Annotated in this window: 13 protein-coding genes; 4 read left to right on the top strand and 9 right to left on the bottom strand. The window is 38.0% G+C overall.

What is annotated here, in order from left to right:
- Both M3Z76_RS07785 and M3Z76_RS07780 read left to right on the top strand, forming a co-directional pair.
- On the top strand, window positions 1–960 hold a 960-nt coding region (locus M3Z76_RS07785), incomplete at its 5' end, for an IS4 family transposase (RefSeq protein WP_295655778.1).
- 210 nt (window positions 961–1,170) lie between these two features.
- Window positions 1,171–1,680: an Rgg family transcriptional regulator gene (locus tag M3Z76_RS07780; RefSeq protein ID WP_293921948.1), complete on the top strand. Its 510-nt coding sequence runs from the start codon at window positions 1,171–1,173 to the stop codon at window positions 1,678–1,680.
- A gap of 228 nt (window positions 1,681–1,908) precedes the next feature.
- On the opposite strand, the gene M3Z76_RS07775 is transcribed toward M3Z76_RS07780, so the two are convergent.
- The 6 genes from M3Z76_RS07775 to M3Z76_RS07750 all read right to left on the bottom strand — a co-directional run bounded on the left by M3Z76_RS07775 (window position 1,909) and on the right by M3Z76_RS07750 (window position 8,999).
- A complete protein-coding gene (locus M3Z76_RS07775) occupies window positions 1,909–3,552 on the bottom strand; it encodes a DAK2 domain-containing protein (protein WP_293921950.1) in 1,644 nt (547 codons plus the stop codon).
- A gap of 19 nt (window positions 3,553–3,571) precedes the next feature.
- The gene (locus tag M3Z76_RS07770) at window positions 3,572–3,934 is read right to left on the bottom strand and encodes an Asp23/Gls24 family envelope stress response protein (RefSeq protein ID WP_107839200.1); all 363 of its coding nucleotides are present in this window, start codon (window positions 3,932–3,934) and stop codon (window positions 3,572–3,574) included.
- A 235-nt stretch (window positions 3,935–4,169) separates the two neighbouring features.
- Window positions 4,170–5,780, bottom strand: a complete 1,611-nt coding sequence (locus M3Z76_RS07765) for a M20/M25/M40 family metallo-hydrolase (protein WP_293921955.1) — start codon at window positions 5,778–5,780, stop codon at window positions 4,170–4,172.
- An 18-nt stretch (window positions 5,781–5,798) separates the two neighbouring features.
- A complete protein-coding gene (locus M3Z76_RS07760; RefSeq protein ID WP_293922198.1) occupies window positions 5,799–7,139 on the bottom strand; it encodes an amino acid permease in 1,341 nt (446 codons plus the stop codon).
- Window positions 7,140–7,285: 146 nt separating this feature from the next.
- Entirely contained in the window at window positions 7,286–8,047 is a 762-nt protein-coding gene (locus M3Z76_RS07755) for a dimethylarginine dimethylaminohydrolase family protein (RefSeq protein ID WP_293922201.1), read from the bottom strand.
- 79 nt (window positions 8,048–8,126) lie between these two features.
- Complete coding sequence (locus tag M3Z76_RS07750) at window positions 8,127–8,999, bottom strand: dimethylarginine dimethylaminohydrolase family protein (RefSeq protein WP_293921957.1); 873 nt, start codon at window positions 8,997–8,999, stop codon at window positions 8,127–8,129.
- A gap of 204 nt (window positions 9,000–9,203) precedes the next feature.
- Between M3Z76_RS07750 and M3Z76_RS07745 the strand changes: the two genes are divergently transcribed.
- Complete coding sequence (locus M3Z76_RS07745) at window positions 9,204–9,941, top strand: IclR family transcriptional regulator (RefSeq protein WP_293921959.1); 738 nt, start codon at window positions 9,204–9,206, stop codon at window positions 9,939–9,941.
- A gap of 147 nt (window positions 9,942–10,088) precedes the next feature.
- Entirely contained in the window at window positions 10,089–10,277 is a 189-nt protein-coding gene (rpmB, locus tag M3Z76_RS07740) for a 50S ribosomal protein L28 (RefSeq protein WP_004227417.1), read from the top strand.
- A gap of 189 nt (window positions 10,278–10,466) precedes the next feature.
- Here rpmB and spoVM read toward each other — a convergent pair whose 3' ends face one another.
- From spoVM to rpe, 3 genes are read right to left on the bottom strand one after another with little or no spacing between them, the layout of a single operon-like run.
- Window positions 10,467–10,550, bottom strand: coding sequence for a stage V sporulation protein SpoVM (gene spoVM, locus M3Z76_RS07735; RefSeq protein ID WP_295655779.1), 84 nt, complete (start codon window positions 10,548–10,550; stop codon window positions 10,467–10,469).
- A gap of 18 nt (window positions 10,551–10,568) precedes the next feature.
- A complete protein-coding gene (locus M3Z76_RS07730; RefSeq protein ID WP_293922007.1) occupies window positions 10,569–11,216 on the bottom strand; it encodes a thiamine diphosphokinase in 648 nt (215 codons plus the stop codon).
- On the bottom strand, window positions 11,213–11,881 hold the full coding sequence (gene rpe / locus M3Z76_RS07725; RefSeq protein WP_293922008.1) for a ribulose-phosphate 3-epimerase: 669 nt from the start codon (window positions 11,879–11,881) through the stop codon (window positions 11,213–11,215). Before rpe ends, M3Z76_RS07730 begins: the two co-directional genes overlap by 4 nt.
- Window positions 11,882–11,883 lie beyond the last annotated feature (2 nt).

Raw genomic sequence — 11,883 nt, 5'->3', positions numbered from 1 at the left:
GAAAGTTTACGTGCTGTCAGTGAGACATTGTTTTCAGACGACCTTCAAAAAGCAACGGATTTAGAATCGATTAGCTTTTCGCAATTAGGCCGCCGATTAAATCAAATTCCAACAGACGTGTTCCAGCAAGTTTTTCTGGATTTAGTCGCTCAGATTCATGAGAAATCTCAATATGAGCAGCGCCGGAAAACGACAACACCGCTGAAAATCATTGATTCGAGTACGTTGCCACTCAATTTGAATAATCACAAATGGGCGGAGTTTCGTAAAACAAAATCAGGTATCAAGCTTCATTTGCGCCTTGTTTACGCAGAAAAAGGCTGTTCCTATCCTGATAATGCGGTGCTGACAAATGCAAAAGAACACGATCGTGGCCAGCTAGAGGTACTCGTTGACGACAAAGAATGCATGTACGTTTTTGATCGTGGTTACTTAGATTATGAGCGATTTGACCGCATGATCGATGATGGCTATTTCTTCGTCTCACGCTTGCGAAAAAATGCGGTCATTCATGTCGTAGAGCCATTTAAACTGCCAATCGATTCAACTGTATTGTCGGATGAAATGATTCTGATCGGCACCACACAAAATCGTGCAGAAAATGTCTTTCGCCTCATCAAAGTGCTCGATTCAAAAGGTAACGAACTGCATCTAATTACGAATCGATTTGATTTAAGCGCCGATGATATCGCTGAATTGTACAAATCGCGCTGGGCAATCGAGTTATTTTTCAAATGGTTGAAGCAGCACCTGAACATCAAAAAGTTCTACGCGCAGAGCGAACAAGGCGTACATAATCAAGTGTATATCGCAATGATTGTCTATTGCCTAAATGTACTGGCACAGCTGAACACGAACAGTTCAAGGACGTACTTACAAATTAGTCGCTTACTCAAAGCGGCACCATGGAAATCCGCTCATTTATGGCTACGAAAAATCGTAGGGAAAACCGTGCCCTAAAGAATTTCACAGGTCTGTTGCACTCGTCAAAGGTTATAGTGAAAAAATGGATGTTAACTACCTCTATTCAAATGTCTTTGTTTTTCTTCTCATGAGTAAAAACAAGAAAACAGAAAATTCAGTTAAAATTTATGCGACGCTAGTGAAAAAATACACAAAGACTATAAAATATTTTTAGATAAGAACGATGACATCTTACTAGGGAATATATTGATTATATTAGAAAGTTTAATTATATTATCTGAAACTCATGATTTTAAAAAAGCAGCCCGAAAAGTGGCACCAATATGGACCCAACTACAAAAACGTAACACATTATATTTCATAGACTTGTTTATTTTAAGTTCTATTTTATTTTTCTTCCCATTAGAAACAGCACTTGATATTAGAAAATTTGCTGAACGAAATATTAATAAGTATAAAACGTTTCAGAACATTCATCGTTTGAAAATAAATCTATCAATAAATTCAATGTTACTGTTAATGAAAGATAACCAATTTAATATAGCACTTGAAGAAGCAGAAAAAGCGATTGTGCTCTGTCAAGAAGAACAAATGTATATACATCTATCTGTATTTTATATTAGAAAGGGGATTTGTTTATCAAAATTAAATAAAGGTGGTGATGAATGGATTGAAAAAGGCCAAAATATATTGAATGTACTTGAACAAAAATCTCTCGCACAGCTTATGAGTAATGAAGTGCTACGCTACAAATGATTATGATAAAAGGAACAAAAAGTTTTACTGTAACTTAGAGTTGTCATACACTCCATTACTTTATATCTGTTTTAAAAACTATAAATAAGGCTAATCTCTTCAGTAAAGATAAGCAAATAGGTAAATAAATCTCTTTAGAATGAATTGTTTTTTAACTTTCTTAACAAAAAACTCCCTACACCCATATTTTGGGGAGGGGAGTTTTCCTACATAATTTTCAATTCAATTTTATTCCACTGATAAAATAAACGGATATAACGCTTGCTTTCCTTCAACAACTTCTACTTCTGCATCAGGATAATTTTCTTCGATAAATGCAGCTAGCTGTGCGGCTTCATCTGCTGTTGCATCTTCACCGTAAATAACTGTGACAATTTCCGCATCTTCGTCAACAAGTGATGTAGCAACTGTTTGCGCCGCCTCCATCATCGTCGGTGTTGATAAAATAATTTTGCCCTCAGCTAATGCCATAAACTCGTCTTTACGGATTTCTACACCATCAATCGATGTATCGCGTACCGCAAATGTTACTTGCCCTGTTTTCACATGTGCAAAGCTATCTACCATGCTTGCTTGATTTTCCTCCACAGATACCTCTGGGTTGAATGCTAAAATCGCAGCCATCCCCTGTGGAATTGTTTTTGTTGGCACAACCGCTGCCTCAATATCTAATAATTCAACCGCTTGCTCAGCAGCCATAATGATGTTTTTGTTATTAGGTAAAATAACAACGCGCTCTGCACCGATTTCTTTTACGGCTTTCACGATATCCTCTGTTGAAGGATTCATCGTTTGTCCGCCTTCAATGACATATGAAGCACCGATTGAACGCAATAAATTCGCTACACCTTCACCCATTGCAATCGTCACAACCGCGTATGGATGCTTTTCCACTTTTGGTACTGTTGCTACAGGGGCTTCCCCAACAATTGCAGAATGTTGCTCACGCATATTATCTACTTTAATTTTGATTAAGCTACCATATTTTTGCCCTGCTGCAAGCACTGCTCCTGGTGTTTCTGAATGAATATGCACTTTAGCAATTTCATCATCCGAAATAACAAGCAAGGAATCACCCATCGGATTTAGCTCTTGGCGGAATTGTTCCTCGTCGAACGGCTCTTTATCTGACTCAAAGCGCACCATAATTTCTGTACAATAGCCAAATTCAATATCTTCCGTGTTCATAAAATCTTGCACACGATGATGCTCGGCATTGATTAAATCATCTAATGAAGATTCATTTTTTTGTGGCAGTGGCTCGCCTTTTAATGAAGCAAGGAAACCTTCGTATACAAACAATAAGCCTTGTCCACCGCTATCGACTACGCCTACTTCCTTTAAAACAGGAAGCTGCTCTGGTGTGCGTGCAAGTGAGGCTTTCGCTTCTGCTACAAGCGCCTCCATGACAACAATAATATCATCTTCATCTTGCGCTACTTCCACTGCCTTTGCAGCCGCTTCACGAGCTACTGTTAAAATTGTTCCTTCAACAGGCTTCATTACTGCCTTATATGCTGTGTCAACACCTGCTTGGAAAGCATCAGCAAAGCCAATTGCATCGATTTCTGCGTCCTTTTCAATCGCTTTTCCGAAACCACGGAATAATTGCGACAAAATAACACCCGAATTTCCACGTGCACCCATTAATAGGCCTTTCGCTAATCCTTGTGCTGTTTTCCCGATATGCTCCTGTGCTTGTACCTCTGTTTCTTTTGCACCTGATGTCATCGACAAATTCATATTCGTTCCTGTATCACCATCTGGTACAGGGAATACATTTAATGAATCTACATAAGCCGCATTTTGATATAAATGGTGTGCCCCCATTTGTACCATTTCTGCGAATTTCATTCCGCCTAAAGACTTCATTAGATTTGCTTCCTCCTCATTACACATTCATCACACGAACGCCTTGCACGAAAATATTAACGGACTTCACGCTCATACCTAATGTTTTATTTACTGTATATTTTACTGTTGATTGTACTTGATAAGCAATTTCAGAAATTTTTGTACCATAGCTTACAATAATGTACATATCAATATGTAAGTCTTCGCCTTCTTGACGAACTAGCACACCTTTTGTAAAGTTCTCTTTACGTAAAATATCTGTTAATCCATCTCGAATTTGATGTTTGCTTGCCATTCCAACAATACCGTAGCACTCAACCGCTGCGCCACCTGCAATTTGTGCAATCACATCATTCGAAATATCGATTTGTCCGAATTCATTGTGGATTTCTATTGACATAAATACGCCCCCTAAGTACTTTTAAACTACTCTTTATTGTACTACATAAACAATAATTATAAAAGAAAACGCCATAATTCGTCTAGTGCCGCTTAAGATAAATTAAAAACAGACTGTCAATTTAACAGCATGACATGAATAAAACGCATGAAATCAAAGTGCAAAGCTTTAATCTCATGCGCTACTATTTAACATTTCTGTTATTTCAATATTATATATGAAATACTTCTGAATATCACTTTAGACCTACCTCAGATAAACTTTTAATAAGCTTCTCAATCATCACAGGCATTTCTACAAAGGCACTATCAACATGCAATCTTTCTGTTTTTTGATGCGGGTCTTTACCAAATGGTCCTACATTTAACACTGGACCTTGTAGCGCTGCCATCATATCAAAAGGAATGCTATATGTTTCTCCCCAAACAGGTGTATTTTTCTCGAATGCTAACCAACCATTCTCACTATCTGAATAATTAACATAGCTTAAATCACATATGCCGTTAAAATAATGAATTTGTTCAACTTCATTATTAAATGTCTTCGCTACCTCTTTCAGCAATTCAATTGATTGTTCAACAATTGGATGGTTCGATGCGTTAATTGCTGGATAATATGGTGGTGCATAAAGTAACACCGTTGCAGGTGCTAGCTCCTGACAACGAATCATCAGCTGATCCACAATGCGAATGGATTTCTCTCGATCATCCCAGCTCTCATGATGAATAACTCGCTGTTTAATTGCCTCCACCTCTGCTTCTCCAAGCTTCTCTATAGCAAGCTCTAAAAGTGCCTCATAACGTATAACCTTTACAGCACCTACACCTTTGACACCCTCACGCTGGCAAACTTGCTGATAATGCGTATTACAAGCGTTCATAGCTTCCACTGCCACCTGTTCAAAAATATCCATCACCTCTGTCGCTGTGCGCTTCATTAAAAAGACATTATACAGCGCTGCAGCACGATAAGGTGTTTGTGTCGAATATTCCATCTTCAAATCCTTTAATTGCAGCGATACTGGAAGGGGTGTACTTTCACCTAAATCTTGCTCACGGAAAATAGGGTTCCATTCCATATGCTGTGTCATATAGGAAGCAATAAAATTAGCTGTCATGCCTTTTAAAGGTTCTCCTACATGTGTTTCTTTTCCATAAAATAAAGCGGCAGGCATAATTTTCCCAATAGTGCCAGAGTAAATATATTCTTTAATATCAGTAGGCTCTTGTGAGAAGGAGGGCTCACTATTTAAAAATAATTTATATGTTAGATGATGCTGCTCACGTAACCGTACTAATTCTACAACTGCTGCTCGCATTCCAGCGGAGTTCACTTCTTCATCTGGAACAGCGGTTAATAGAAGGTTGATTGGCCATTCTTCAACGCTTGCCTTCTCCATTAACTGCATATGCAATGCTAGTCCCATTTTCATATCCATCGTGCCGCGCCCAAATAAATACTTCCCCGACTCCAAATCAATTTTCACTTGTTCTGGTAAATCTTTAAAATACTTAGGCTCCATCAGCTTTTTTGTCAGCTTTTCTGGATAAAAGGCAAGCGGCTCTAACTCACCATACTCCTCTGTATGCACCGTATCAAAGTGACTGATTAGTACTACCGTTTCTGTTGCGGTTGGATGCTTATAAAGAGCCGTTACGGCATGTCGACCAAGTCCCGCATCATGCAATTCAACAAATTCAGGTTGTTGTTGAAAATATGACAATGTCTGCAATTTATCCTTTAATTTATAAGCAAATTCATTTTCACCTTGTGTTAATGTCCTGCTTTCCCAGCTGACAATTTCACATAATAATGCGCGTAGCTTCTCTGGTGTATTCCAATTCATAAACAATTCTCCCCTATGTTATCCATGCTGTTGTTTACTTAATTTTACTTTATAAAAAATCATACATGCAATAAAGAAAGCAATTCCATATATTAAGCCAATTAATTGTGTTGGATCAAATGCTAAAAATACAAGAATTAATACACAAAAGGCTATGCAAACTAGCGGAATTATTGGATAAAACGGTATTTTAAATTTTAAATCAGCAATATTGCCTCCCTCTTGAATAAAGCGACGTCGAAACATAAATTGCGATGCACAAATCCCCATCCAAGATATCGTCACAGAAATACCTGCTACTGACATTAAAATAACAAATACTGTATCCGCTTCCATAACGCTTGTTAATAATGATAACAATGAGAATAACATTGTAAATATGAGCGCATTTAATGGCACTTTATTTTTAGTTAAACGCCCAAACATTTTAGGCGCCATCCCTTCATTTGACATCGACCATAGTAAACGAGTTGAAGCAAATAGACACGAATTCCCTACCGATAAAATAGCAGTTAAAATAACAAAATTCATAATATCCGCCGCATATGGCACTCCCGCAATTTTCATTAAAGTAACGAACGGGCTTTCTAACAAACCAAGCTCAGATGCTGGGAAGATGGCTGATAATACAATAATAGAAGCGATATAAAAGACAATGATTCTAAAAATAATTGTACGTATTGCCTTCGGTATATTTTTTTCTGGCTCCTCTGTTTCCCCAGCTGCAATTCCTACTAGCTCAGACCCCTGATAAGAAAAAATAACATTCATCATCGTCACAAAAATAATGGCAATACCTGCTGGAAACCATCCAGATGGGGCTAAATTTGTGAAGTGTGGCGTTGGACGGTCTGCTAAAGGAATAATTCCTAAAATAGCTGCTGCTCCAATTACGATAAAGGCAATCACTGCAACCACTTTAATGCCTGCAAACCAAAACTCTGCCTCTGCAAATCCTCTTGTTGTCAAAGCATTCAAGCCAAATAACAGCGCCATAAACACAGCACACCATATCCAAATCGCTACATCTGGAAACCAATGCTGCATTAATATACCCGCAGCAGTAAATTCAACACCTGCTGTAGCAGCAGAGCCAACAAAGTACATCCAGCCTAAGGAAAAGCCTGCTGCTGGACTAATAAAACGAGTTGCATATGTTTGAAAAGAACCTGTTACAGGCATATAAACTGCTAATTCTCCAAGGCAATTCATTACCATAAATAAAATTAAGCCACCAAATAAATAACCAATTAACGCACCACCAGGTCCAGCTTGATTAATTGTATAGCCAACATTTAAAAATAAACCTGTCCCAATAACACCACCAAGTGATAGCATTAATAAATGGCGGCTTTTCATGGAACGCTTTAATGTATTATCGTGCTGCTGTTGTCCATTGCTCACTGTTCTCTCCTTCTTTCCATACAGCATTGACTCTGAAGTCTACTATTTTTAATGAAAAACCCTTTGGATTAACTCAATTAGCTAGCACATATTTACTATCATTAAAAACGCAATGACAAACAGCTTAAGCCACCATCATGCTTGCGAAATTCAGACATATTTAATTCAATTGTTTGATAGCCTAATTCTACTAATTTTCGATTTGTTTCTGGGTAGCCTGCTGGGATAATAACGTAATCATTTACTTGAATACAGTTTGCTGAGTATTCATCCTCTTTTGGAATAATAATTTTGTCATAAGAAGTAAAAGCAGGATGATCAATAAACTCTCCAGCAAGCACCATGCGATTATCTCCTACATAAGCAATCCCCGTCTTTAAATGGAAAAACTCTTTTAATGGAATAATCGTCGCCTCATAGCCTTCCTTTTCAACAATTTCTTTAAACTGACGTGCCCCTTCTTCATTTGTACGGTCAGAAATCCCTACATAAAACTTCTTCTCTGCCTGTAACACATCTCCACCATCAAGTGTACCTGGAGCTTTAATATAATAAATCTTGTCGTAAAATTGTTGAATTGCTGGCTCTATCGTTTCAATTTCGCGATTGCGTGCCTCTGCACCAGGATTTGAAATAATCGCAAACTCAGCTGTTAAAACAGCCGTATCTTCCACAAATGTAGAATCTGGAAATGTCTCATCTGCCGCTAGCTGCGTCACTTCCACACCGCACTTTTTTAATGCCTCTACATATTGTGCATGCTGCTCAAATAATTTTTCTAATATCGGTTTTCCTAAATCGCTCGTTGTTAAGCCATTTACAAAGCTATTTCCTGGATTTTTCACAATTACATTTTTAAACATCATTATTTTTCTCCTTTTTTCTAACAATAGTTATTTGTTTCGTATTAAACATATGATAGCGTGTAAAAAAAGCCTTGCTTTATCCTCTAACTACTGGGCAAGTTAAACATGTTGGTCCACCTGTCCCTTTGACCGTAATTTCATCACCTTTATATTCATAAACAGTCGCACCTGCATCTATTAGTTGCTGCTTTGTAACTGGATTACCAGCAGGAATGACACAAACTCTTGGTGCTAGTGCTAACACATTGCAGCCTAGTACATCGTATTCTTCCTTTGGTACTTCAATTAACTGAATCCCGCGTGCTAATAACAGCTGTCGGAAAAAGACCGGCATTAATCGTGAGTGTACAACAGCTAAATCTTTATCAACCATGCTAATAAAGGACATCAGATGTAGGCACTCTGCTTCACCCAAATCATGCGGGAGCTGGACAACGATAAATTCATCTACCATATCAGCCGTCATTTCCTTTAACTGACGAATAGCCTCATCATTCGTACGATAGCCTCGCCCTACTGCTAATGTGCGATCATCTAACCAAACAATATCGCCTCCATCCGATACAGCTTCACCTGTTAGCTCACCAATAATCGGTATATCCTTAGCCTGTAAAAATTCCTTATAAACCTTTGCCTCTGGCTGTCTCAATTCTTTGCCTGACTTTAAAATGATAGCCCCTTTTGGTGTGAATTTCACTGGATCATGTGCATAAAGCGAATCCAAGCCAACAGATTCAGATTTTGGTAAATAATCAATATGCTCAACATAATCTTCTAAAATAGCAATAAAATCAGCATATTCATTAATCGCTTCCGCATAATTTGGTTCTGCTAAATAGTTAAATGTTTGCCACTCTGCATGCAAATAATTTTGATTTTGAAAAGCATCTTTTGGATGTTTCACAATTACATGCTTCAATGGCGCATACATAGATGAACAATAATACATTACACCACTCCTTTTTCCGTTAAACGGAAATAAATTCCGTACAAAGGAAAGTTTATATAAAAAATATATGCTCTCTACACCCAGATGTCAATATATTCAGAAATTTTATTTTTTAGAGCACTCTATTTGTTGAAAACTGCTATTCTAAAACTAGACGCATCGTCAAAATCACAATAGAATAGACGAAGAAGAGGTGATATATTTATGCAATTATTAGAACGAGCAATGACTATCACAAAAATTTTAGCATCTAAAGCAAACGATGCTGGCATGTCCATTTCCGAGCTATCTACAAAATGCGATTTACCATTAAGTACATTACATAGAATTTTGCAGGCAATGATTAAACAAGGTATGGTTGTACAAGATAGCCAAACAAAGCATTATCATCTCGGAACAATATGGATGGAAATTGGCTTGCAAGTATATGATTCAATGGATTATATTAGCAAAATCAGAGTGGAATTAGAGCAATTAGCCCGATTAGTAGGAGAAAGCGTTTATTTGAATAAACCTGCAGATTTAGACACAATTATTATCGAAAGAATTGATAATCCTACCAATCCTATTCGCATTTATGATCAATTAGGTATTCGTGTCCCAATGCATATTGGTGCAGCTAATAAAGCGATTCTTGCTGCACTGCCACCACAGCGCGCTAAAGAAATTTTACAGCAGCTTGTGTCTAAAGAGGAAATGGAGCGAATTGAGACACAGCTGGAGCAAATTAAAGCTCAAGGCTTTGCCATCAGTCATGGTGAACGTACAGCTGGAACTTCCGCTATAGCTGTTGCTATTTTTAATGGCTTTGGTGACATTGTTGGTGCTATTAGTATTGGCTTTGTTAGCTTCAATGTATCTACAGAAAGAATTGAACAATTAACACAACAACTAATCACCACAGGTCGCCAAGTTTCTATGAAGCTTGGTTACCGTGGATAATAACAAAATTGCTGTAAAGGTTTTTTTCTTGAAAGGTTGTTGAAAAATTGTTGCACTCACATGGAGACTGTGTTAAATTAATATGGTATGTGAAATATCGAACTGAAATATATTGCTTTCAGATTCAACTGTAGGGAGGGAATTTACATGCCAAAACAATGTGTTATCACTGGCCGTAAAGCTCGTACAGGCAACAACCGTTCACACGCAATGAACGCTAACAAACGTACTTGGGGTGCTAACCTTCAAAAGGTTCGTATCTTAGTTGACGGTAAGCCAAAGCGCGTATGGGTTTCTGCTCGTGCATTAAAATCAGGTAAAATTGAGCGCGTATAATCGCGATAAAAAACATCGACCATATAAATGGTCGATGTTTTTTGTTTATAAAGCATTGGATGTTAATGGACTAATAATTGTCTAAAGTTTGTCGTAAATTCTATCAAAAATATTCCTAGATACCTTAAAATAAAAATGCAAAATAGCTGTCGGAAAAGACTTGCCTAGGCAAGTTTTTCCGACAGCTATTTAACTCTTCTTCTCTTTCTTAAATAGCTTCAAACACGCACGTGTCATCGAACTAATAAACTTTGGTAATTGAAATGTGTACACCTTCACACTCGCTCCCCCTTAATCAGCACTTCTTATCATTAAACATATGCCAGATGTAAAGGTAATATGCGCTTGTTCCACAATCTCATTACTTGTAAAGCGCGATGACCATAAGCTAATTTCCTCATTCGTCGTTTCATATTTCACGCCACGCAACGTCACATTTTGCACAGCTTCCCCATAAGCAAAGAAAGATAAATAAGGATAATCTAAATTGTCGTAAATTGTGTGTGTGCCTGGCACTAAAAAGCGTAGCTGGTTATGGCGGTTGCAGATTTCAAAGACGATATCGCTATATTTTTGCTGCAAGCCACACACGGTCCGTAACACCGCCTCATAATGATCTAAACGCCCTCCAGTTACACCTGTGAGCACAATTTTATTTGGCTGATAGGAAATCGCTTTTAGCAAGGCTAAATCGGTATCCGTTTCATCTTTTTCTGCAGCATATATATCAATAGGAATGCCTGTCTCTACTAATGCTTGACGTTCATTTGGTGTAATAGAATCCAAATCACCGACGATAACAGTGGGACGAATTCCTCGTTCTAATAGATGGTATGCTCCTCGGTCAGCGCCAATAAAAATAACATCTTCCCCATGAATAAAAGGCTCAAATGAACAAAGCTCTTCGCTTGGTCCACCTGAGCAAATTACGGCAATCATCGCACGTATGCCGCTTCACCAGCTGCTTTAATGGCTTGTAATGCAGCTGCGCGGTCTTCTTGATTGTAAATCGCAGAGCCTGCAACAAAAATATTGGCGCCCGCTTCTGCACATGGAACGATTGTTTCTGCTGTAATACCACCATCAATTTCAATATCAATAGTTAAACCACGCTCTTTAATGATTTTTGATAATGCAGCGACTTTCGGTACAACCGATGAAATAAACTTTTGTCCGCCAAAGCCTGGATTGACCGTCATAAACAATACCATATCAATATCCTCTAACACATGCTGAATCGTTTCAATCGGCGTATGTGGGTTTAACACCACACCTGGCTTCACACCATATGAACGAATTAATTGAATTGTGCGATGTAAATGGCGACAAGCCTCCACATGCACTGTAATATAATCCGCTCCAGCTTTTGCAAACTGCTCAATATATTGATCTGGATTTTCAATCATTAAATGCACATCAAGTGGCAATGACGTTAAAGGACGAATTGCATCTAAAACGATTGAGCCGAATGAAATATTCGGAACAAAATGTCCATCCATAACATCGATATGAATCAACTCTGCGCCAGCAGCTTCTACTTCCTTTACTTCTTGTCCTAATTGCGCGAAATTCGCAGCTAAAATAGATGGTGCGATTTTAATCATCT

The organism is Metasolibacillus sp., from assembly GCF_025291715.1.
Classification (GTDB): domain Bacteria; phylum Bacillota; class Bacilli; order Bacillales_A; family Planococcaceae; genus Metasolibacillus; species Metasolibacillus louembei.
Note: the sequence above shows the minus strand (reverse complement) of the source record. Positions and strands in the feature narration are given on the sequence as shown.